Annotated in this window: 19 protein-coding genes and 1 riboswitch; of the genes, 2 read left to right on the top strand and 17 right to left on the bottom strand. The window is 71.7% G+C overall.

The features are described from left to right. Positions 1–13: 13 nt before the first annotated feature. The 9 genes from AB0B50_RS27510 to AB0B50_RS27470 form a co-directional block, all read right to left on the bottom strand. On the bottom strand, positions 14–898 hold the full coding sequence (locus tag AB0B50_RS27510; protein WP_362337353.1) for an ATP-binding cassette domain-containing protein: 885 nt from the start codon (positions 896–898) through the stop codon (positions 14–16). Next, positions 895–1,644 (bottom strand): cobalt ECF transporter T component CbiQ, encoded by a 750-nt coding sequence (cbiQ, locus tag AB0B50_RS27505; protein WP_362337350.1) that lies wholly within the window; start codon positions 1,642–1,644, stop codon positions 895–897. Before cbiQ ends, AB0B50_RS27510 begins: the two co-directional genes overlap by 4 nt. Positions 1,645–1,650: 6 nt before the next feature. Then, on the bottom strand, positions 1,651–2,025 hold the full coding sequence (locus tag AB0B50_RS27500) for an energy-coupling factor ABC transporter substrate-binding protein (protein ID WP_362337348.1): 375 nt from the start codon (positions 2,023–2,025) through the stop codon (positions 1,651–1,653). After that, positions 2,025–2,738: an energy-coupling factor ABC transporter permease gene (locus AB0B50_RS27495; RefSeq protein WP_362337345.1), complete on the bottom strand. Its 714-nt coding sequence runs from the start codon at positions 2,736–2,738 to the stop codon at positions 2,025–2,027. Before AB0B50_RS27495 ends, AB0B50_RS27500 begins: the two co-directional genes overlap by 1 nt. Before the next feature lie 29 nt (positions 2,739–2,767). After that, positions 2,768–2,952, bottom strand: a riboswitch (cobalamin riboswitch). A 307-nt stretch (positions 2,953–3,259) separates the two neighbouring features. Next, positions 3,260–4,069: an APH(3') family aminoglycoside O-phosphotransferase gene (locus AB0B50_RS27490; protein ID WP_362337788.1), complete on the bottom strand. Its 810-nt coding sequence runs from the start codon at positions 4,067–4,069 to the stop codon at positions 3,260–3,262. Positions 4,070–4,483: 414 nt separating this feature from the next. Next, positions 4,484–5,443: an NAD(P)-binding domain-containing protein gene (locus AB0B50_RS27485; RefSeq protein ID WP_362337342.1), complete on the bottom strand. Its 960-nt coding sequence runs from the start codon at positions 5,441–5,443 to the stop codon at positions 4,484–4,486. Positions 5,444–5,522: 79 nt separating this feature from the next. Then, entirely contained in the window at positions 5,523–7,091 is a 1,569-nt protein-coding gene (locus AB0B50_RS27480; RefSeq protein ID WP_362337340.1) for a PTS ascorbate transporter subunit IIC, read from the bottom strand. Between the two features lie 123 nt (positions 7,092–7,214). Next, the gene (locus AB0B50_RS27475; protein ID WP_362337337.1) at positions 7,215–8,039 is read right to left on the bottom strand and encodes a PTS sugar transporter subunit IIA; all 825 of its coding nucleotides are present in this window, start codon (positions 8,037–8,039) and stop codon (positions 7,215–7,217) included. 79 nt (positions 8,040–8,118) lie between these two features. Further along, complete coding sequence (locus AB0B50_RS27470) at positions 8,119–8,652, bottom strand: YceI family protein (RefSeq protein WP_362337334.1); 534 nt, start codon at positions 8,650–8,652, stop codon at positions 8,119–8,121. Between the two features lie 230 nt (positions 8,653–8,882). On the opposite strand from AB0B50_RS27470, the gene AB0B50_RS27465 reads away from it, so the two are divergent. Beyond that, positions 8,883–9,875, top strand: coding sequence for a DUF3048 domain-containing protein (locus AB0B50_RS27465; RefSeq protein WP_362337332.1), 993 nt, complete (start codon positions 8,883–8,885; stop codon positions 9,873–9,875). Between the two features lie 44 nt (positions 9,876–9,919). Here AB0B50_RS27465 and purB read toward each other — a convergent pair whose 3' ends face one another. The 5 genes from purB to AB0B50_RS27440 form a co-directional block, all read right to left on the bottom strand. Continuing rightward, positions 9,920–11,233, bottom strand: coding sequence for an adenylosuccinate lyase (gene purB / locus AB0B50_RS27460; protein WP_362337329.1), 1,314 nt, complete (start codon positions 11,231–11,233; stop codon positions 9,920–9,922). A gap of 16 nt (positions 11,234–11,249) precedes the next feature. Next, positions 11,250–11,957: an HAD family phosphatase gene (locus AB0B50_RS27455; protein WP_362337326.1), complete on the bottom strand. Its 708-nt coding sequence runs from the start codon at positions 11,955–11,957 to the stop codon at positions 11,250–11,252. After that, positions 11,954–13,369 (bottom strand): adenylosuccinate synthase, encoded by a 1,416-nt coding sequence (locus AB0B50_RS27450; protein WP_362337323.1) that lies wholly within the window; start codon positions 13,367–13,369, stop codon positions 11,954–11,956. The genes AB0B50_RS27455 and AB0B50_RS27450 overlap by 4 nt, the downstream gene beginning before the upstream one ends. 111 nt (positions 13,370–13,480) lie before the next feature. Next, complete coding sequence (locus AB0B50_RS27445) at positions 13,481–16,678, bottom strand: amidohydrolase family protein (protein ID WP_362337320.1); 3,198 nt, start codon at positions 16,676–16,678, stop codon at positions 13,481–13,483. Between the two features lie 5 nt (positions 16,679–16,683). After that, positions 16,684–16,833 carry a hypothetical protein gene (locus tag AB0B50_RS27440; protein WP_362337317.1) on the bottom strand — a complete coding sequence of 50 codons (150 nt, stop codon included), beginning with the start codon at positions 16,831–16,833 and terminating at the stop codon, positions 16,684–16,686. Positions 16,834–17,146: 313 nt separating this feature from the next. Here AB0B50_RS27440 and AB0B50_RS27435 point away from each other — a divergent pair, with 313 nt between their 5' ends. Then, positions 17,147–18,163 (top strand): helix-turn-helix transcriptional regulator, encoded by a 1,017-nt coding sequence (locus tag AB0B50_RS27435; RefSeq protein WP_362337314.1) that lies wholly within the window; start codon positions 17,147–17,149, stop codon positions 18,161–18,163. A gap of 28 nt (positions 18,164–18,191) precedes the next feature. Here the strand turns inward: AB0B50_RS27435 and AB0B50_RS27430 are convergent, their stop codons facing one another. Genes AB0B50_RS27430 through AB0B50_RS27420 form a run of 3 tightly spaced genes read right to left on the bottom strand, consistent with a single transcriptional unit; the run spans position 18,192 to position 21,228 of the window. After that, complete coding sequence (locus tag AB0B50_RS27430; RefSeq protein ID WP_362337311.1) at positions 18,192–19,364, bottom strand: hypothetical protein; 1,173 nt, start codon at positions 19,362–19,364, stop codon at positions 18,192–18,194. Next, the gene (locus AB0B50_RS27425) at positions 19,361–20,245 is read right to left on the bottom strand and encodes an MBL fold metallo-hydrolase (protein WP_362337308.1); all 885 of its coding nucleotides are present in this window, start codon (positions 20,243–20,245) and stop codon (positions 19,361–19,363) included. The genes AB0B50_RS27430 and AB0B50_RS27425 overlap by 4 nt, the downstream gene beginning before the upstream one ends. Continuing rightward, on the bottom strand, positions 20,242–21,228 hold the full coding sequence (locus tag AB0B50_RS27420) for an EamA family transporter (RefSeq protein WP_362337305.1): 987 nt from the start codon (positions 21,226–21,228) through the stop codon (positions 20,242–20,244). Before AB0B50_RS27420 ends, AB0B50_RS27425 begins: the two co-directional genes overlap by 4 nt. Between the last annotated feature and the right edge of the window lie 41 nt (positions 21,229–21,269).

The raw sequence follows: 21,269 nt of genomic DNA, 5'->3' as shown, positions 1-21,269 counted from the left end.
GCTGTAACCATGATCACTGGACGCCGCGCGCCGCGAGGACCGCCAACTCCTCCGGCGTACGCGGCCCTTCGCCGACGCCGGGGACGAGGCCGTGCGCCCGCAGCAGCTCCGCGACGGCGATCCCCCACGGCAGGCGCAGTCCCGCCTGCGTCAGCAGATCTCGGTGGGCCAGCATCTCGGCCACCGGTCCGGTCCGCACCCCGGAGGGCGTGAGCAGCGCGGCGTCGTCGGCCCAGCGCAGGGCCAGGTCCACGTCGTGGGTCGCCATGACCACGGTGGTCCCCGCGTCCCGCAGGCGCTGCAGCGTGGTCAAGAGGCGCTCCTGGCCGTCGGGGTCCAGGCCCGCGGTCGGCTCGTCGAGGATCAGCACGCGCGGACGCATCGCCACCGCGCCCGCGATCGCGGTCCGCTTGCGCTGGCCGTAGGAGAGCAGGTGGGTGGGGCGGTCGGTCAGGGCGGTGATGTCGAGCGCGGCGAGCGCCTCGGCGACCCGCGCCCGGACCTCGGCGTCGGGCAGGCCCAGGTTCAAAGGGCCGAAGGACACGTCCTGTTCGACCGAAGCGGCGAACAGCTGGTCGTCCGGGTCCTGGACGACCAGCTGCACCGTGGTGCGCAGCCGCGTCAGACCCTTGCGGTCGTATGTCACGCGGGCGCCCTCGACCGTCAACTCGCCCTCGTCCGGCCGCAGTCCGCCGCTGAGCAGCCGCATCAGCGTGGTCTTGCCGCTGCCGTTGCGTCCGAGCAGCGCGAGGGCGCGGCCCTCCACGACGTCGAAGTCCAGGCCGCTCAGAACGGTGGGGCCTTCCTCGTACGCGTACGAAGCCGCACGCAGGGAGACCAGGGAGTCGCTCGGCCCACTGGGAGCGCCCGGCTCGCGAAGAGCACGCGGCTCGCTCATGGAAGGAACCTTTCGAGTACGAGGGTGAGGGCCGCGAGGCCCACGAGCAGGCCCGCGCTCGCGGCCACGAAGGCCCGGGAGATCCGGGCCTCGGGCACGAGGACCCGCAGGGTGCCGTCGTAGCCGCGTCCGGCGAGCCCGGCCTGCAGCCGGCTCGCCCGGCCGAAGGCCCGTACGAACGCGGTGGCGCCGAGGCCCGCGAGCGAGCGCCAGGTGGCGGCCCGTGTGGTGTGGCCGAGCCGGGCCGCCTGCGCCTGCCGGATGCGGCTCATGGAGTCCAGGAGCAGGAAGCTCATCCGGTACGTCACCAGCGCCACGTCCACGACCGGTGCGGGCACGCCCGCCTTCACCAGGCGGGGCAGCAGGTCCGACATCGGCGTGGTGAAGGCGAAGAGGAGCACGCCGAGCGAGGCCGCGGAGGTCCGCAGGAGCAGACCGCCCGCGCGTGCAGGGCCGTCGCCGGCGAGCGCCACGAACCCCTCGGGACCGCCGAGTTGGACGAGGAGGGTCAGGGCGCCGGTGACGCAGAAGCCGAGCGGCACGCGGTAGGCGCGCCACAGCTTGCGGGGCGGCACGCCCGCGGGCCCCAGCAGTACGGCGAGGGCGGCGATCACCACCAGGGCGGCTCCCGGCCAGGGCGGCAGGGAGATCGCGAGGACTGTGAGTCCGAGCCCGAGGACGGCCTTGTCGACGGGGTGACGACGGCGCCAGTGACTGCTGTGCGCCGCCGCGTCGATGGGCAGCACGCCGGGTCAGACCTGTTCCCTGTCGGCGCGGGTGTCCTCCGCGCCGCTCGACGAGTCCTCCGGGGCCTCCTCCGCCCGCGCGCGCTCCGCGCCCTGACGACGCCCTCGACGCAGCCCGAAGTAGTACGCGAGGACACCGGCGCCGATGGCCGCCTGCAGGGCGAACAACGCTGATTCGACTTCTCCGGACGGTGGTTCGTACAGCGGCGAGAACCACGGTTCGTAGTCCGGCTCGATCTCGGTGATCGCCGTCTCGGCCTGCGCGTCGGCACCGGTGAACGGCTCCTTCTTGTGGTCGCCGAGGCCGAACACCAGCGGAAACGCCGCGAGCGCGGCGACGACGACGAGCAGCAGGATGTTGATCTTCGTGTTCCGGTTCATCAGGCGCTGGCCTCCGTCTGCGTCGTCTGCTTCTCCGTGGCCGCTCGCTTGCCCTGCAGCAGCACGCCGAGCCGTGTCAGCTCGCCCTTGCTGGACTGCACGAGCAGCCGCATCACCAGGACGGTGAGCAGTCCCTCGCTGACGGCGAGGGGGATCTGCGTGACGGCGAAGATGCCTCCGAACTTGCCCAGAGCGCCGATGAATCCGCTGCTGGGGTCGGGGAAGGCCAGGGCCAGCTGGACGCTGGTGACGCAGTACGTCGACAGGTCGGCGACGAACGCGCCGAAGAACACAGCGACCATGAGCGGCACGTCGTACCGCTTGAGGAGCCGGTAGACGGCGTATCCGGCCCAGGGCCCCATGATCGCCATGGAGAACACATTGGCGCCCAGTGTGGTGAGCCCTCCGTGGGCGAGCAGCAGGGCCTGGAAGAGCAGGGTGATGGTGCCGAGCACCGTCATGATCGGCGGTCGGAACAGGATGGCCCCGAGCCCGGTCCCCGTGGGGTGCGAGCAACTGCCCGTCACGGACGGGATCTTCAGGGCGGACAGGACAAAGGTGAAGGCACCGGACGCGCCCAGGAGCAGGGTGCTCTCCGGGTGTTCCTTGACTTCACGCGTCAGGGAGCGGACTCCGTGGACGACGAACGGCGCGGACGCTACGCCCCAGGCGATCGCGTGCGCCGGCGGGAGAAAACCCTCGGCTATGTGCATGGCTCAGCAGACCCTCTCCAGCACCTCGTGGATGGACAACGCGCCTTGGCCGGTCTCCTGGCTGACGGGTCGTACCGACCGGACTCCGCCTTCCCGGGCGCGTACGCACCCAGTGGCTGCCGCGAGGGCTGGAACCGGACTTCCCGATCACAGTGGCGAGGGCCGCACCGGCATCACACCGGATTTCCCGTTCACCAAGGCGTGGCGACACTAGTGCGCAACTGATCCACCTGACAACTTGCACAGCGGTCGCAGCGGTGGCACGCCCGAGCGCACACCACCACGGCGTACGCCCCTGCTCAGAGGCCATGCGCAGGTGCGGCGGACCCGAACGTCCAGGGCCCCCACCCTCGGGATGGGGACCCTGCTCGCTCAGTGGACGGGCGTCCGGTTCGGGAGGGCACCGCCCCGCGTGAGCCACGGCATGCCCTGGGCGCCGTACCGGCAGTCGCGCCGCTGCCCGTATCCGGGAAGCCGCGGGCGCACCGCGTCGGCAGCGGCGAGGACGTGGCGCCTCGCCGTCAGAAGAACTCGTCCAGCAGCTGGTAGAAGTCCAGCTTCTCCTTGTCGACCGCCGCGTGCTCGCCGTACCGCGCGAGGAACCGCTCCGCGTACTCGGGGCCGAACCACGGGTCTTCCTCGGTCACCAACTCCCGCAGGGCGATGGCGAGATCGGTGTGACGGTCCGCCCTGCCGAGGCGGACGACGTCGATGACTCCGGTGACGCGGCAGGTGTCCGGGTCGAGCAGGACGTTCTCCGGGGTGAAGTCGCCGTGGGTGACCACCAGGTCCTCCACCGCCGGGCGCGTGCGGCGCAGTTCGTCGAGGAGGCGCTGCCCGGTCCATCCGGCGCGCTCCTCGTCGAGGTCGTCCAGCTCCAGGAGGTCCTCGGCCACATGGCGCGCGGCCTGCTCCATGGTGACCGTCAGGCCTCGGTCGAACGGACAGTCCTGAAGCGGCAGTTGGTGCAGGGCGGCGGCGAGGTCGGCGAGGGCGTCGGACACGGCGGGCCGCCGCTCCCGCGGCCACTCGTCGGACGCCGGCCTGCCGGGCACCGCCTCGGTCACCAGCCAGGCCACGCGGTCGTCGGCGCCGCGCTCGACGATGCGCGGCACGGGGATGCCCCGTCCGGCCAGCCAGGCGAGACGGTCGGCCTCACCCGACACGTCGGAGGGCGAGCCGCCGTACGTGACGGGGGCGACCTTCACGTACAGGTCGGGGGCGCCCGCGCCCGCTCCGGTGAGGTGGTGCACCTCGGCGCCCGACGCGCCGTCCGTCGCGGGGGTCCATCGGTACGCGGCATACCTCTGCCGCAGATCGCTGCTCATGATCGGCATCATGGCAGGCGGCCCTCCGCACCCCCACCCGATATTTCCGGCCACTCCGGCATGTTCGGCTTCGACTCCTCATGACTCCGCGGCCATGGCGCCACAGCGGTATTGGCCTTGGACGTCATGAATCGCCGGTCATAGCGTCGAGGTCCTCGAACTCAAGATTCAGAACGCTCAGTACGAGGCCACTGGCCTGGGCCCGGCGGGACCGAGCCTGGAGGATCCGGACACCTGCTCCGGCACCGCCACCAAGGACGGACGCCAAGTCGGACTCGGTGGCGGGACATGTCAGGTCGTTCACATCGTCGGCAAGGAGCTCACGAAGCAGTGCGTGATCACGATGGAACTCGACGAGCGTGGCTCTCTGATCATGCGGTCGCCCTGGAGGGCCGGAACAAGTGGCCAGGCTGCGGATCAAAATTCAACGCGCTCATGGCTGAGGAACTCGGCGAGCCGGGCCGGGGAGTCCGTTCCGAGGCCCGCCGACAGCACCGTGTCGACGACCCCCTTGGCCGCAAGGGTGAACGCCGAAGGGACGTCGGCTTCCTCAAGTGCGTGGACGATGTGCTCCAGGCTCGCGGAGACCGACGTCAGCGAGGACGTCCCCTCCCCCGAGAACTGGCCGGCATCGATCCGGGCGGCGAGCCCGGGGGTCAAGTCGGCGACCAGCTGCGCCATCTGCCGGGCGTGGGGCGCCAGTTCGGTGGCCGGGACCTGGTGCCGCGCCGCGAGCGCGAAGGAGTGCATCAGGCCCGTGATCGAGGTCCAGAACAGGTTCAGCAGGGCGACGTCGAAGGTCGCCGCTCTCCCCGGATCGACTCCGAGATGGATGGCGCTGCCTCCCAGAGCGGCCAGCGTCGCACGATGGAGGTCGAAGAGGTCCGCGGGGCCGCTGTAGAGGATGCGGGTCGCCTCCGTACCGATGGCCGCCGCCGGAGTCATGATCGAGCCGTCGAGGTAGGGCACCTCGAACTCCTCCGCCCGGGTGGCCAGTTCACGGGTGCGGCCCGGCCCTTCGGACGTGAGGTTCACCAGCGTGGTGGCGGGCAGAGGGCGGCCGTCCGATGCGGCGAGTGCACGGTCGAGGACGGCGTCGACGGCGTTCCCGTCGATCAGGCAGAGGACGGTCACGTCGCTCGCGCCGAGGGCGTCCAGCGGGCCGTCGGCCCAGGTGGCGCCCTTGGCGAGCAGTTCGTCGGCCTTCCCCCGTGTCCGGTTCCACACGGTGGTCGGGTGACCGGCGGCGAGGAACGCCGCGGCCAGGGCGCGTCCCATCGGCCCGAGCCCGATCACCGTCACAGGCACCGGCACCGGCTTCGTTGTCAGCGTCCGCATCCGCGTCCGCGCCCGTGTCGTCGAGCTTTCCTGAGCCATCGTCGAACCCTCCTGCTACTCCGGGGACTTGGGGGTCCCGGTCGAGGAGTGACGCTAAAGCTTCACATCGGTGTGAAGGTCAACTGCCCGGCGGCGGAGGCGGCTTCGGCGCCCCGCGTGGCGGTGCGATCTTCGCGTACGCACCCGATGTACCGGCGGCAGTCGGGGCGGGCCCCGGCGTCAGGGCCTCGTCCGGGGGCAGCAGGGCGTCGCGGTGGGCTCCTGGGTCCCAGCCGGTCTCCACTACCCGCTTCTGGACGACGATCGCGCCGAACAGGATCGCCGCACCGATCAGCAGCATCAGGACGATGCCACCGGCCTCGCCCGCCTTGGCCGCGTAGCCGATGAGCGTGCCGAACCAGCCGAAGTCCGCGTCGCCGAACGTGGTGTTCTCCTCGCCGAAGGCGCCGAGGACCTTCAGGAGCAGGGCGGGCAGGAAGGTGATGAGGACGCCGTTGACGAAGGCACCGAGGGCCGCGCCGCGTCGGCCTCCGGTCGCGTTGCCGTAGACGCCGGCCGCGCCGCCCGTGAAGAAGTGCGGGACCAGACCGGGCAGGACGAGGGCGAGACCGAAGGCCGGATGGAAGACCCAGGCGAGCAGGCCGAGGCTGACGAGGCCGCCGACGAAGCTGGAGATGAAACCGATCAGGACGGCGTTCTGGGCGTAGGGGAAGACGATGGGCGCGTCCAGCGAGGGCACCGCGCCGGGCACCAGCTTCTGCGCGATGCCCTGGAAGGCCGGGACGAGTTCGCCGAGGATCGTGCGGACACCGAAGAGGATCACGGCGACGGCGATGCCGAACTGCAGGCCCTGCATGACCGACTGCATGACGTAGTCGCCGACGCCGCTCGCGCCCGCCGCCCCGTCCTCGCTAAAGGCCTTGAACGCCTCCTCCTTGCCGACCTTCCCCAGGAAGACCAGCGACATGATCAGGTAGATCAGCACCATGGACAGGGCGGTCGCGACCATCGAGTCGCGCAGGAAGCGCAGCCCTTCGGGAAGGTTCATCTCCTCGGTGCTGCGGCTGCGTCGGCCGACCAACTGCCCCGTGGCGCCCGCCGCGACGTACCCCGCCGTCCCGAAGTGCCCGATCGCCACACTGTCGTTGCCGGTGACGCGCTTGGTCCAGGGGTGCGCGAAGGCGGGCATGGCCACCAGCAGGATGCCGAGGAGCACACCTCCGACGACCACCACGACCCACGACGACTGGCCCGCGATCGCCAGGACCATCGTCAACAGCGTCGCCATGAACAGCATGTGATGGCCGGTCAGGAACACGTAACGCAGCGGCGTGAAGCGCGCGAGGAGCAGGCTGATCGCGAAGCCGAGGATCATCAGCCAGGCGACGCGCGCGCCGTACTGCTGCTGCGCGATGCCGACGATCGCCTCGTTGGTCGGGATCACGCCGTGCGCGCCGGTGGAGCCCTGGATCATCTCGCCGAGCGGGGCCAGCGCACCGACGACGAGGGTGGCGCCCGCGCCGATGAGCAGAAAGCCGAGCGTCGCCTTGATGGCACCGCCGACGATCTGCCCGGCCGACTTCTTCAGGGCGATCAGGCCCGCGGCCGTGATGAGGCCGATGAGGTAGGCGGGTTGGCTGAGGATCTCGTTGACGAGAAACTCGGCGATCGACACGAGCCAGTCCATGAATTCTCCGTCTCCGTTCTCCGCGGCTCGGCTGTCCTCGCGCGCGGTCCTGCTGTCCTCGCGCGGTCCTGCTGTCCTCGCGCGGCACTGCTGTCCTCGCGCGGCACTGCTGTCCTCGCGCCGTCAGACGTCGTAGGTGTCGCGGAGCACACGGTCCGCCTCGGCCGCGCTGGTGAAGTCCTCGACGACCTTCACCGGTACGCCGACGTCGCCGAGCGTCCTCGCGATCTCCCGCGAGGTGAGGATGGCGACGGCCTCGTTCGCCTTGCCCTTGGCCGAGATGGTGTCGGTCGCCTCGACGGTGACGTATCTGCTCCATCCCCAGCGGTCCAGGACGCCCTCGACGGTCTGCTTGAGGAACAGGCTCGTACCGACGCCGTTGCCGCACACGGTCAGGATCTTGTGCAGGTCCCCGCCGCCGCGCGCCGCCGCTTTCCGCGAGCCCGCCTCCCCCGGCCCCGCGTCCTGCGGACCCGCTCCCTGCGATCCCGCTTCCTGCGGTCCGCCGGACAGGATCGCGTGCACCTCCTGCGGCGTGGCCGCCTCGCGCAGGGTGCGCGCCGTGTCGGGGTCGGCGAGCAGCCGGGCGAGCGCGCCCATCGCCGCGGTGTGCTCGGAGGCGTCCCGCGCGGCGAGTCCGACGACCAGTTCGACGGGGTCGTTGGCCTCGTGCCCGAACTCCACCGGGGCCGCGAGGCGCACCCAGGACATCCCGGTGCGCAGCACGGCGGGCGAGGGCCTGGCGTGCGCGAAGGCGAGTCCGGGCGCGATGACGATGTAGGGCCCGTTCTCCCGGACGTTCTCGATCATCTCCGCCGTGTACGTGTCCGTGGCGGCACCGGTGGCGACCATCAGGTCACCGGCGCGCCGCACGGCCTCGCGCCAGTCGGCGGCCGGGGCGTCCAGGAGGACGGCTTCCACGGGGAGGATCTCGCTCAACGCTGCCATGCCCATGATTCTCGCGGACGCGGGGCGCTCGGCACGTCCTGGGCACCGTTCGGGGGTGTTCGAAGGCGCCCGGAGACCTTCAGCGGGTCGCGTGGACGTCCAGGTCGACGCGGAGCCGACGGCCCGTCATGCCCTTGGCCTTGGTCACTCCGAAGGCGTACCGGTCGATGGTGGCCGTGCCACGGACCCTCAGCCGCCTGCCCTCGGTCACGGACGAGTCGACCGTCACGGCGACGGTGCCGGTGACTCCATGGACCGTCAACTCCCCCTCCAGCACCGCCCCTTGCTCCGCACGTCGAAGACCGTGAGCGCGAAAGGCGATCTCGGGGTACGTCGCCGCGTCGAGGTAGTCGGCGGACAGCACGTGCCGGTCGCGCCGCCGCAGCCCCGAGTCGAACGTATCCGTACGGATGGTGACGTCCACCGTCGACTCCTCGACCGGATCGGCCACGACCACGGTGCCCCGCGCGAGCCCGAACGTGCCGCGCACCGGGACGATCCCGAAGACCGAGCGCGTGCGGAACCGCACGGCCGATGCCGTCGTGTCGATGTCGTACGTGCCGGCCTCCGGCGCGGCCAGTGGCCCCGTGCCCGTTGTGCGCGTCGTGTCCATGAGTCCCACACCTTCCCCGTCTGTCGGTGCCCCCGATATTCAGCATGGGGGCGGGGTCCGGGCAGGGGGAAGAAACGGATGTCCGCTCCCGGCCGGTACAAATGTCACCGCTCGAAAGAGTGACGTGCCACCGGTTGGATGGCCCCAGGGGTGATTGGGGCCATGGCCCCACGAGGTACCACTGCGCCTGCGCAGTTCCGTCCCGCATGGCCACGAACGGAGACCCCTCGATGGCAGCGACAACACCCCGGGCCACCCGCCGCACCCGCCTCGGCGCGAAAGTGCTCGCGCTCGTCGCCACGGCGACGCTCACGGTGGGCGCCCCGGCCCATGCGGGCGCCCCGACGGACGGGGAAGGACCGCCGCACCGCGGCCCCTCCCCCTTCACCGGCCTGATGGCCCGCCAGGGCCCGGTGCTCGCCGTGAAGTTCGACAACGCGCGACGGGCCCGGCCGCACACGGGGCTCGACCAGGCGGACATCGTGTACGTGGAGAAGGTCGAGGGCGGCATGAGCCGCCTGATGGGGGTGTACTCCAGCAGGCTGCCCAGGACGGTCGGCCCGGTGCGCAGCGCACGCGAGTCCGACATCGAGCTCCTGCGCCAGTTCGGCCGCCCCGCCCTCGCCTACTCGGGAGTGCGCAGCTCGCTGCAGAAGGTGCTCAGGGACTCTCCGCTGTACGCCCTCCCGCACGGCGGCGTCCCCGGCGCCTACTTCCGCCAGGAAGGGCGCTCCGCCCCGCACAACCTCTTCGCCCGCCCCGGCGCCCTGCTGCGCTCGGCGCCCCGGGCCGACCGCCCCCACGACATCGGCTTCCGCTTCGGCCCGGCACCGGCGGGCGGCACCCCCACCACGAGCAGGACCGTCAGCTACGCGTCGGCCAGCCACTCCTTCCGCTGGTCGCCGCGCCAGGGCCGCTGGCTCGCGTCCTTCGACGGCGCGCCCGCCCGCAGCACGTCGGGCGCGCGGCTCGGCGCCCGCACGATCGTCATCCAGTACGTCACGATGCGCCCCTCGCGCTTCAAGGACGTCAACGGCGCGGTGACCCCGTACATCGAGACGGTCGGCAGCGGCAAGGCCCTCGTGCTGCGCGACGGCAAGAGCTACCCGACGCGCTGGAAGCGGTCCGCGCCGACCGGCGGCACGACCTTCACCCTGGCCGACGGCAGGCCGATGCCCTTCGCGCCGGGCCAGGTCTGGATGGTGTACGCGGACCGCCGCTGACGTCCGGGCCCCCGGCGGCAGAGAGCCCGGCGGCGGCACGAGCCTCAGTCGAGGGCGGCGACCCGCCGGAACAGTCCGTCGAGCCGGTCCCCGATGAAGGCCTCCGGGCGGCACACCTCATCCAGCCGTGCCTCGTCGAGGGTGACGCCCGCCGCCGTCGCCTCCTCGCTCAGGGCCGTGCGGAAGTCGACGTCGGTGTTCCAGGTGCGCAGCGCGGCCCGCTGCACCAAGGGGTAGGCCTCACGGTCCCGTGACAGGCCCGCCGCGACCAGTTCCAGCAGGACGGCGGAGGAGTGGACGAGGCCGCGGGTCGCCCGCAGGTTCGCCGCCATGCGTGCCGCGTCCACGTGCAGGCCGGTCACCAGACGGATCGTCTGGTCGAGCATGAAGTCCACGGTGATGGCGGCGTCCGGGAGCGCGACGCGCTCCACCGAGGAGTGGGAGATGTCCCGTTCGTGCCAGAGCGGGATGCCCTCCATCACCGGCACGATCTGGGCCCGGACGACCCTGGCAAGGCCGGCCAGGCGTTCGCAGTTGACCGGGTTCAGCTTGTGCGGCATCGCGGAGGAACCCCGCTGGCCGGTGCCGAACGGCTCCCTCAGTTCACGCACCTCCGTGCGCTGACCGTGCCGCACCTCCAGGGCGATGGCCTCCAGCGAAGTGGCGAGGAGGGCAAGGACGTTGACCCACTCGGAGATGCCGTCCCTGAGGACGACCTGGGTCGACGCGTCGGCCACCGCGGCGCCGAGCCGTTCGGCGACGTAGGCCTCCACGTGGGGCTCGATGTTCGAGTACGTGCCGACCGCCCCGGAGATGGCGACGACGGCCACCGCCTTGCGCGCGCGCCGCAGCCGGTCGCGGCACCGCGCGACGCCGAACGCGAGGTCGGCCACGCGGTGCCCCCACACGTCGGGTTCGGCGTGGATGCCGTGCGTGCGTCCCACCCGCAGGGTCGCGCGATGGGCCAGGGCGTGGTCGCGCAGCAGGCCCACAAGACGGTCGGCCTTCTCCAGGAGGATGTCCGTGGCCTCGGCGAGCTGGACGCCGAGGGCCGTGTCGACCAGGTCGGAGGAGGTCATCCCGTGGTGCACGTACGAGGCTGCCTCGCGCGGCACGATCCGGTCGGCCCAGGCCGTGAGGAAGGCGATGACGTCGTGCTGGACGACGGCCTCGGCCGCGGCGACCTCGTCGGGCGAGGGGGGCCGGGAATCCCGTACCGCCGTCACGCAGTCGGCCGGGACGGTGCCGGCGGCGGCGTGCGCCTCCAGGACGAGCGTCTCCACGGCGCACCACAGCTCGAACTTGTGGCCGTCGCTCCAGACCCGCCCCATCTCGGGAAGGGTGTAGCGCTCGATCACGTGACTTCTCCTCTCCTCACAGCACGTCCGCGAGCACGGCGAGGTCCTCGCCGATCAGCGACGCGTGCACGGCCCCGGCGACGCGCTCGTCCGGGTTCACCGCCACGGCGAGATCCGCGGCCCTGAACAGGGGCAGGTCCCCTGAGGAGTCCCCGAGCGCGAGGACGTGGTCCGGCGCGAGTCGGTCGAGGACATCGCGCACGACCTTCTCCTTCTCGTGCTCGCCCACGTCGATGAGGGAACGGCCCGTGCAGATGCCGTCGCTGCGCTCCAGGTCGTTGGCGAAGACGTCGGCGATGTCGTAGCGGCGGGTGAAGTAGCTCGCCATCAGCCGCAGGCCGGTGGAGATCAGCACGACGCGGTAGCCGCGCGCCTTCAGGGCGGCGAACAGGGCGTCGAGGCCATCCCACTTGGGCACCTCATGGGCGATCTTCTCCACCTCCGCGTAGGCCCGGCCGCGGAAGAGCTCGGCGTCCAGGTCGCAGAACTCCTGGTAATCGATGCGCCCGGCGAGGAACGCGTCGAGGTTGGCGCGTCCAGGACCGTCCCAGACGCCGGTCTCCTCCATCAGGAACTGCCAGATCGACTTGTGCCGGGTCAGCGTTCCGTCGATGTCGAACAGGGCGACCTTCACGCCGGAGCGGGGCGGGGTGCGCAGGGGGCCGCGGCGCCGGTTCGGCCGCAGCCTGGTCGTGCGGGGCTCGGCCGTGTCCGGCCAGATCATGCCGCGTATCCCATCGCGCCGCGCAGAGCTGCCTTGATGAGCATGTCGTCGTCCCCCGGCCCCTTCGTGACCCCGGCCATCTGCACGCCGAGGTAGGCCTGGATGAACTCCACGAAGTCCTTTGCCTGCGGCGGGAGTTCCTCGTACGTCTTGATGCCGGTGGTCGGCGTGCGCCAGCCGGGGAAGTACGCGTACACGGGCTTGCAGTCCTCGAGGAGCTGGTGCTCCGGCTTGAACTCGTAGTACAGGTCGCCGTCGAGTTCGTAGCCGACGCACAGCCCGATCTCCTCGAAGTCGTCGAGCACGTCGAGCTTGGTGAGCACCACGCTCGTGTACTCGTTCACCTCCGCGGCCCAGCGGGCGTGTACCAGGTCGAGCCAGCCGCAGCGGCGCGGGCGTGAGGTGGTCGTGCCGAACTCCCGTCCCTGCTCGCGCAGTCGGTCGCCGACGGCGCCGTGGTCCTCCGAGACGAACGCGCCGTTGCCGACCATGGTCTGGTAGCACTTCAGGACGCCCACGCGGTGGGTGAGCCTGGCCGCGTCGAGGCCGCTGCCGGTGGCCACCGAGTGCACGGTGGTCGGCGATGTGGTCACGTACGGATAGATGCCGTGCTCCAGGTCGATCAGCGGACCCTGGGCGCCCTCGGCGAGGACCGAGTAGCCGGCCTCGACGGCGGCCGCGAGGAAGCTGCGGGAGTCCACGCCGTGCGAGAGCAGCAGATCGCGGTGGCCTCTCACCCACTCCAGGTTCCGCTCGACCTCCTCCCGCGGCAGGCCGAAGAACTCGACGTTGTCGCGGATGCGGTCCCGGACCAGGTCCATGTCGAAGAGGTCGTACACGCGTACGCCGATGCGGTTGACCTTGCTCGCGTTGGCGGGGCCGATGCCGCGGCGGGTCGTGCCGATCGCCTTGCCGGACTGCTCCTTGTGATTCTCCTGCCGGGAGTCGGCCAGCAGGTGCAGGGGAAGCACGAGGTGGGCGCGGTCGCTGACGAACAGACGTGCCTTGAGGCTCTCGCCGACGCCTTCGAACTGCTCCAGCTCGTGCCGGAGGCGATCCGCGTTCACCAGGACGCCGTTGCCGAGCAGGCCGACGGTGTTGGGGTGGCGCAGGCCGGAGGGGATCAGATGGTTCTTGATCTCGACGCGCTCGCCGGAGGCGTCCGTGAACACCGAGGTGTGGCCCGCGTTGTCGCCTCCCTGGGTGCGCACGACCACCTGGTGGGTGGCGGCGAGGCGGTCGACCATGGCGCCCTTGCCTCCGTCGCCCTGCTGCAGGTCGCCGACCCAGCTCACGCGCTGCGGCGAGGTCGCGGTGATCCCCGCCTCCGCCAGCGGACGCAGGAGCGCCTCGGTCCGTGCCGCACGGGCCTCCCAGACCTCGGTGATCCCTGGCCAGACATAGTTCGCCACGAGGTTCTCCCCTTCACTGGAGATGGTTTTCACGAAGACGGATGAGTTGCACGAGAAATGGATCAGTGGTGGAAACGGAACAGTGGTGGGGCGAGGCGTGAGGGGCGGGGCTCAGTCGCCTCGCGTGTCGCAGCAGCCGTCGCGCCGCATGAGCGCACCGACGGACCGCCACGGAGTCTGCGCCTTCGCACCCGGTGCGCCGTGCGCGAGCGGCGCGGTCCCGGTGAACGGCGCGACCAGGTCGCGCCGTCGGTGCAGGACTCCGCCGCTGAGTACGGCCTCGGTCCGCACCAGCGTGGCGAAGTCCTCGAACGGATCGCCGTCGACCACCGTCAGGTCGGCGATCTTGCCGACTTCCAGGGTGCCGAGGTCGCCGTCGGCCCCGAACACCCGCGCGGGCAGCGCCGTCGCGGTGCGCAGCGCCTGGGCCGGTGTCATGCCGGAGCGGTGCAGGGCGCGCAGGGCCACGTGCAGATGCAGCCCCACGGGGTTGAGCGGGGCGTCCGTGCCGAGGGCCACGACGCCGCCCTTGGCAAGGACCCCGCGGTAGACGCTCATCTCCGCGTCCAGGGAGGCGAGTTCGGCCTCGGTGGGACGGGTCTTCGCGAACCGGCGCACGGCCTCGACGTCCCAGGGCGGCATGAGCGAGGTCACGCGCGGGTCGTCCGCGAGCCCGGGATCCGCGCCCACCAGCATGGTCGCCTGGAACGGTGTGGCGAGCAGATGGAAACCGGGGTCGGAGTAGAGCGCGTACACGTCCTGGTAGGCCAGGCCGGACGCGGAGAGACCGTGGCCGTGCTCCAGGCGCTGGGTGGCGTGCAGATGGGTCGTCAGGTCCTGCCCCAACTGGATGCCGGGGACGCACAGATGACTTCCGGTGCGCACGCCGAGCCTGTCGTGCCCGAAGGCGGCGGCCTCCTTCATCATCCAGCCCGGTGCGCGTACGTACGTCTTGACGAAGTCCCAGTCCAGGGCCTCGCCCCGGGCGAGACTGCGCCGCAGCCCCGCACGCGTCCGATGGGCGCGGCCCATGCTGTACGCGACACGCGATCCGTCGAGCAGTTCGCCCGTGGTGAGCAGGCGCGGCCCGGCGGCGCGGCCCGCGACCACCGCTTCCTTCAGGCGGGCCTGCTCATAGGCGAAGCCGCCCATGGAGACGGCCGTGGTGATGCCGTACGCGAGGTTGAGGGCGCCCTGTCGGCCGCCGTAGGTGTACTGCCAGGGGTGCGTGTGGGAGTCCCACAGGCCGGGGACAACGGTCCTGTCCCCCGCGTCGACGCGCCGCTGCGCGGGTCTGCGCGCGCGGTGCGGTTCCACGGCGGTGATGCGCCCCTGCCGGACGACGACGTCGACGTCGGTGCGCGTCGTCTCGCCGGTGCCGTCCCAGAAGAGCCCCGCGTGCACCACGGTGTCCAGGGAGCGCGGGCGCCGGTGGCCCAGGTCGATCCGGACGGTGCGGGTGCGGTCGCCGTCGAGGTCGCGCAGCCGGAGCCGGCCCGCCGAGAGATACGCCAGGGTGCGGCCGTCCGCGGACCAGGAAGGGTGGTCGGCCGGCTCGGAGGTGAGCATCGTCGCGGGCCCGGACGGGCTGCCGTCGGCGCGCACCGGGAGCAGCCACAGCGCCGACTCCACGATCACCGCCATCGAGCGCCCGTCGGGAGACCACACCGGCCCGGAGTCGTAGCGGTCGGAGAGGGAGGTGTGCGGCGCGACGGGGTACAGCCGGTCGGTGCCGTCGTGCGTGTCGACGACGCGTACGAGGTTGTATCCCTCGCGGAAGCGCTGGGTGAGGCGGTTGCGGTCGCAGAGCGCCACGTGCCGTCCGTCGGGCGACCAGCTGGGACGCCCCGGCAGCCCGCCACCCGCCAGGGGAGCGGCGAGGGCCCGGCTCCTCCCGGAGCCGAGGTCGTGCACGAACAGGGTCCCGTCCATGCCCAGACAGGCGAGCCGGGTGCCGTCGGGCGAGAGCGCCGGGTGCACGCGGCCGCCCTCGGCGAGCACGGTCTCGGCTCCGTCCGCCAGGGCGTGGCGGCGCACGGCGAAGAGTCCGTCGCGGTCGTCGGCGTACACGAGCGCGGTGCCGTCCGGTGTCCAGGCGGGACCGTGGAGGTAGCGGGTGGGTTCCGCGCGGACGATCCGTCGCGGCGCACCGCCGTCGACGGGCACCGTCCACAGGGCGTCCAGTGCGGCGAAGGCGACCGTGCGGCCGTCGGGCGACAGCGCGGGCAGGTGGATGCCGCGTACCGGACGCGTGCGGTAGGCGTCGAAGTCGTACCGCTTCATGGCGTATTGGGGTCGCTTGCGCGGCATGCGCGCGGTGAACGGGATCTCTTCGCCCGCCTCGGCGGCGCCGTCGGGATCGATGAGCCGGAACTGTCCGTCGACGTTCACGAGCAGCTCGCCGGAGGCGGTCCAGCGCGGCGGCACGGGCAGGACCCGGCCGCCGGTGTCGAGCTGGTGTCCGTCGAGGATCAGCGCGCAGGAGGCGCCGGGTTCGTCGGGGACGGATGTGGTGCGCAGGTGGGCGAGGCGTCCGTCGGGCCCCGGGGCCGGGCAGAGCAGACTGGCCGCGCCCGGTTCCGTGAGGACGGTCGTGGTCGGTCCTTCGCCGTCGACCGGCGTGGAGACGATGGTGCGGGCAGCGAATCCGCCTGTGGCGCTGTGTCCGCGTACGCACAGGATCTGTCGGCCGTCGGGGCTCCAGGCCGGGTCGAAGTCCTCGAACGCGCCCTCCTGGAGCGGGCCTTGGCGGCCGGGAACTCCGGTGACGCGGGTGAGGTCGCCGGTGCGGACGTCGACGGTCCAGATGCGGTAGCCACTGCCGTCGGCCGTGTCGCCGCCGCGTTCGGAGGAGAAGGCGATCCGCGTGCCGTCCGGGGACCAGGCGGGCCCGCGGTCGTCCCACTCGCCGTGGGTCAGCTGTCGCAGCCCGGTGCCGTCGGGGTTCATCAGCCACAGGTGGAAGGTGCCGCCCCGGTACGCGCACAGGGCGATCCTTCGGCCGTCCGGCGAGAACACCGGCCGGGTGGGCTCCAGTTCGGGGGCGGTGAGGGCGGTGGCCTCGCCTCCCGCGCGGGGCACGGACCACAGCACGTTCTGGATCTCGGCGATCAGCAGGTCACCGGCGGGCGAGAGCGTCGCGGACCCGTTGGTCGCGGCCGTGAGGGTGATCGCGTGGTGCCCCGCCCCGGTGCCGACGGCCGTTCCGGCACCGACGGCCGCGGCGGGGCCGGTCGTGGCCCCGCCGAGAACCGCTGTCGATGCCGCACCGAGGGTCCCGATCAGGAATCCTCTGCGGGAGCTTTCCATGTCGTTCAGCCCCAGATCAGGGAGTCATTGCCGTCGCTCTGGGTCGACGTGGCGGTGGTGGTGGCGGTCGGTGCCGCCTGAGCGGCGCCCGCTCCGAGCGAGAGGGCGGCGAACAGGGCGACGGTGAACAGGACGGCGCGGCTGCGGCGATTCATGGGATGCGGTGCCTTTCGAACGGAAGGATTCAGCCGATGCGAAGGTCGATGCCTGCCCGGCTGTCCGAGGAGCTCGCGCGGCACGACACTGGGCCCCGCTGCCTTGGCGGCGCGGCCATCATGTCCGCGTCGCGAAGGCGTTGACCAGGGAAGATCCATGTCCGATACCGGCTATGGCCAGACCCGGACAGGCCCCGCGTCGACGGTGTCCTCATCGTGGACCATTGGTATGAACCAAGGCCGAGCTGTGCTTGAATCGGCCGCTCAGAGGCGTGACAGGCCTATTGGGGGGTACGCGCGCATGTCCTTTGTCATGCAGGACCACGCTGAGGTCCTCTACGCACGAATCGTCAGAAATCCGCAGTGGCACGCCGAGCAGGTCCGGGACGAACTGTCCTGGTCCCCGGAGGAGTTGGCGGCGGCGATCCAGCGCCTCGCCGAGCTCAACCTGCTGGTCGAGTCCGGCACGGCGCCCAGCGGATGGACGGTGCTCACGCCCGATTCCGCGGTGCACAAACTGCTCGGACAGGCCATGCACAACTCGGTCGCCGTACTCAACGACATGTCCGACACGCGTCAGGCCGTCGCGACCGTGGTGGAGTCCTTCCAGCCCATCCACTGCAGGAACGTCTCCCAGGCGCAGATCGAGGTCCTCACCGGCGAGGCCGAGGTGACGACGGCACTGGAGGACGCGGCACACCACGCCCGCTACCGCGTGCTGTCCCTGCACCCGGGCAAGCCGCTGCGGCCCGAGATGCTCCAGGAGGGCCTCGACCGCGACGCCGACGTCCTGCGGCGCGGCATCGAGATCCGCACCATCCATCTGGCGTCGACGGCCGCCGCGCCCCACGTCGCGGGATATCTGGGCAAGTTGGCGGAGCTCGGCGCCAAGGTACGGGTCGCGCAGCTGCTGCCGCTGCGGCTGATCATCGTCGACCACACCCTGGCGTTCCTCGCCTTCCCGCAGTCGCTCACACCGCCCGGCGACACGGTCACCGCCGTGCGGGTCCGTGGAGAGGTCCTGGTCGGCGTCTTCGAGGACATCTTCGAGCACTGCTGGAGCAGCGGTACGCCGCTGGCGCCGCGCTGCGGCCCCGGCTCGCGCGAGGCCGCCGAGGACGCCGATTCGGCCCCGGAGTTGACGAGCCGTCAGCGCGAGGTGCTCCAGATGCTCGCCGCCGGCATGACGGACGAGGCGATGAGCCGCAAGCTCGGCGTCTCCGAGCGCACCGTGGGGCGGCAGGTCGCCGAGCTGATCACCAGGCTCGGCGGCCAGAGCCGCTTCCAGGCGGGCTTCAACGCGGCGCGGAGGGGCTGGCTCGAGCCCTGACCCACCGGCGAGCCCTGCCCCGGGCACGTCACCGGATGACGTGGTCCAGGACGTTGTCCAGGTGGCGACGCAGGTAGCGCATGAACGGCGTACCGCCGGTGCCGACCTCGTTGGAGTTGGAGGCGTCGCGCTGCGCCTGCTGCTGCACGTACTGCGCGGCGTACCGCAGATGCAGTTCGCGGAAGGCGTGCATGGACTCGATGCACTCGTTGTAGGCCGCGACGGCCTCGGCCGGGCGCCTCTCCAGCAGGTGGCCGCGCAGGTCCACGCGGGTGCCGACCTCCTCGACGAACGCCCGGTGGGCGGGCGGCAGATAGGCGCGCAGCGACATCATGTAGTCGGCGAGGGGGTCCTGTTCGTCGCTGATGCCGAAGACCGTGTCCAGGAAGGGCACGATCGCGCTCTGCGCCCCGGTCTCGCCGCTGAACTCCTGCGGACGGCCGCCGAACGCCTCCACCCCTTCGTACGAAATGCCCTGCGGAAAGGCCGGGTTGTTCTTCCAGCCGAAGAGGAAGCGCCGCACGCGGTTGTAGTAGATGTACGGGTCGCAGCCCTCGGGCATGCGCGCGAGCACCGTCTGCATGGCCGCGAGGCTCTGCGCCACCCGCCGCAGGGCGTCGGCCAGTTGCTCCGCGTCGTCGCTCAGCACGGCGTCCTGCGCCTGCACCGCCGCCAGCAGTCCGGGGCCCGCGGCGGCCTCGATGGCGATGTGCACGATGACGAACCAGTCGTCGTCCAGGCCGCCGAGGAAGTCCTGGAGCCGGATGATGTTGCCGAGCTCGACGGGCCGGTCGCCGTCCACGCGCCGCCAGTTGTGCAGTTGCTGGGTGGCGTACGACAGGATCGGTGGCCGTCCGAGCCGGGCGGCCACCGCGGCCCAGGGCACCGCGATGTTGGCGGGCACGGACTGCGCGGGCGGCTCGCTGTCGTTGATCCACGCGTGCCCGAAGTAGGACAGGAGCAGCATGGCCCGCTCCAGTTCGGCGGGGGCGCGCAGCGCGTCGGTGTCGAGCTGAGGCACCTGCTCCAGGAGGGTCCTGCCGCGGCCGATCACCAGGTGCTTCGGCAACTGCGCGGCGATGAGGTCCCACGCGGCGAACTCCTCGGGGAGGCGCACCAGCGGGTCCTTGGCGGGCAGGAAGCCGCGGACCGGGTCGACGTCGTACTTCTCCAGCGGGACGCTCGGCATGCTCTGGTTCATCGCGGGCCTTCTGTGCTGAGGGACGGGGTGGGCTCGGTGTGGCGGTCGAGTGCGGCGTAACCGCGGGCGATCGCGTGCGTCGTGCGGGACTCGGGCATCGGCCAGGTACCGGCCGAAGGTGCCTCCTCCAGGGGTACTCCCGCCGTGTGCAGCGCGCGGATCTGCTCGGCGACCGAGGCGATCAGGTCGCGCTGCTTGCGTACGAAGTCGGCGTCGACGGGAGCGCCGTGCCCCGGGATCACCGTGGTGCCCGCGCCGAGGAACGCGCCCGCGGCGTCCAGGGTCCGGGGCCACTCGAACGGGAAGGAGTCGGGGCCCCAGATGGGCGGGCCCGCCTCCTCGATGAGGTCACCGGCCACCACGACGTCCGCGTCCGGGACGACGGCCCACAGGTCGCCCGCGGTGTGGGCGCGGCCGGTCCAGCGCAGCTCCATGGTCCGGTCGCCGAGGTCGATCACCGAGGTCCGCTCGACCAGGTGCGTGGGCCGCACGATCTCCAGCCGGTCGACCTTGTCCTGCCACGCGGGGCCGCGGTCGGTGAAGGTGTCCAGGAAGAAGTCGACGGCCGGGTCGTCGGGGGTCAGCGCCGCGGGCACGGACTCGTGAGCCCAGATCTGGGCCGGCGGGGAGTGGTGCGGGGCAGCGAAGGCGATGTTGCCCCAGGTGTGGTCGAGGTGGGAGTGGGTGTTCACCACCCAGCGCACGGGCACCGAAGCGAACCGCGCGATGTCCTTCTTCATCTCCTGTGCCTCGGCCAGCGAGCAGCGGGTGTCCACCACGGCGACGCCCGCCGAGCCGACGATCGCCGTCACGGTCACATCGCACGGCTCGTAGCGGCGCTGGAAGACTCCGGCGCCGACCTCGTGCCACTGCGTCGTCATGTCGTTCCCTCCTTGTTCTTGTGCGGCTCGCGGTTCTTGCGCGGCTCGCTCTTGTGCGACGGATCGGCGATCCGCGACGTGTCGTCCGCCGACGCGCGGTCCGCCCACGTGGCGCCCGCGCTGGCCGCGACGACGCAGGCCAGGCCCGCGAGTTGGGCCGCCGCGAGGGACTGGCCGAGCAGCACGAGACCGGCGAGGGCGGCGACCGCCGGTTCCAGGCTGGTGAGGATGCCGAAGGTCCGTGCGGGCATCCGGCGCAGGGCGGTCATCTCCAGCGCGAAGGCGGTCACGGGCGCCAGCAGGGCCACTCCCGTCACGGCCGCAAGCAGGAGAGCCGGGTTCTCGCTGTCCAGCAGCCCGCCGACGCCCTCGCCGAAACCGACCGGGGTCATCACCACGGCGGCGATGCCCAGGGAGACCGCGAGGCCCTGGTACCCCTCGAAGACCGCGCCCACCGCCCGGGTGTACACGATGTACCCGGCCCAGCAGGCGGCCGCGGCGGCGGCCAGCGCGATGCCCGCGACATCCAGGGAGGCGCCACCGCCCGTCGAACCGACGAAGCAGATCAGCGCCACTCCCGCGCCCGCGAGGAGCGCACAGAGCCCGTGCACGAGACGGCGCGACGCCACCACGGCCACGGACAGCGGGCCCAGGAATTCGATGGTCGCCGCGATACCGAGGGGGATGCGGTCGACGGCCGCGGAGAAGAGCAGCGTCATGCCGCCCGAGGCGACGCCGAGCAGACAGACGCTCGCCCACTGCCGCGGGGTGCGCCCGGACAGGGCGGGCCGGACGAACACGAAGAGCAGCAGCGCGGCGATCAGCAGTCTGAGCCAGGACGTCCCGGACACCCCGAGGTGATCGAAGAGCTTCGCGGCGCAGGCCGTGCCGGTCTGCAGGACCAGGATGCCGCCGACGGCGAAGAGGGCCCCGGAGCGCGGGGGCGTGGCGGTGGAGGGCAGGTGGATATCGGTCTGGTTCATGGCACCTTTCCAGGTCGGGCCCGTGGTGGGTCGGTCCGTGG

This window comes from Streptomyces sp. NPDC041068 (assembly GCF_040647455.1).
Classification (GTDB): domain Bacteria; phylum Actinomycetota; class Actinomycetes; order Streptomycetales; family Streptomycetaceae; genus Streptomyces.
Note: the sequence above shows the minus strand (reverse complement) of the source record. Positions and strands in the feature narration are given on the sequence as shown.

Bases quoted from the DNA above. Each gene is read 5' to 3' on its own strand.
- AB0B50_RS27510 (WP_362337353.1), bottom strand. From the start codon at position 898: ATGAGCGAGCCGCGTGCTCTTCGCGAGCCGGGCGCTCCCAGTGGGCCG.
- AB0B50_RS27500 (WP_362337348.1), bottom strand. From the start codon at position 2,025: ATGAACCGGAACACGAAGATCAACATCCTGCTGCTCGTCGTCGTCGCC.
- AB0B50_RS27495 (WP_362337345.1), bottom strand. From the start codon at position 2,738: ATGCACATAGCCGAGGGTTTTCTCCCGCCGGCGCACGCGATCGCCTGG.
- AB0B50_RS27485 (WP_362337342.1), bottom strand. From the start codon at position 5,443: ATGGCTCAGGAAAGCTCGACGACACGGGCGCGGACGCGGATGCGGACG.
- AB0B50_RS27480 (WP_362337340.1), bottom strand. From the start codon at position 7,091: ATGGACTGGCTCGTGTCGATCGCCGAGTTTCTCGTCAACGAGATCCTC.
- AB0B50_RS27475 (WP_362337337.1), bottom strand. From the start codon at position 8,039: ATGGCAGCGTTGAGCGAGATCCTCCCCGTGGAAGCCGTCCTCCTGGAC.
- AB0B50_RS27470 (WP_362337334.1), bottom strand. From the start codon at position 8,652: ATGGACACGACGCGCACAACGGGCACGGGGCCACTGGCCGCGCCGGAG.
- AB0B50_RS27465 (WP_362337332.1), top strand. From the start codon at position 8,883: ATGGCAGCGACAACACCCCGGGCCACCCGCCGCACCCGCCTCGGCGCG.
- AB0B50_RS27455 (WP_362337326.1), bottom strand. From the start codon at position 11,957: ATGATCTGGCCGGACACGGCCGAGCCCCGCACGACCAGGCTGCGGCCG.
- AB0B50_RS27445 (WP_362337320.1), bottom strand. From the start codon at position 16,678: ATGGAAAGCTCCCGCAGAGGATTCCTGATCGGGACCCTCGGTGCGGCA.
- AB0B50_RS27440 (WP_362337317.1), bottom strand. From the start codon at position 16,833: ATGAATCGCCGCAGCCGCGCCGTCCTGTTCACCGTCGCCCTGTTCGCC.
- AB0B50_RS27435 (WP_362337314.1), top strand. From the start codon at position 17,147: ATGCAGGACCACGCTGAGGTCCTCTACGCACGAATCGTCAGAAATCCG.
- AB0B50_RS27430 (WP_362337311.1), bottom strand. From the start codon at position 19,364: ATGAACCAGAGCATGCCGAGCGTCCCGCTGGAGAAGTACGACGTCGAC.
- AB0B50_RS27425 (WP_362337308.1), bottom strand. From the start codon at position 20,245: ATGACGACGCAGTGGCACGAGGTCGGCGCCGGAGTCTTCCAGCGCCGC.
- AB0B50_RS27420 (WP_362337305.1), bottom strand. From the start codon at position 21,228: ATGAACCAGACCGATATCCACCTGCCCTCCACCGCCACGCCCCCGCGC.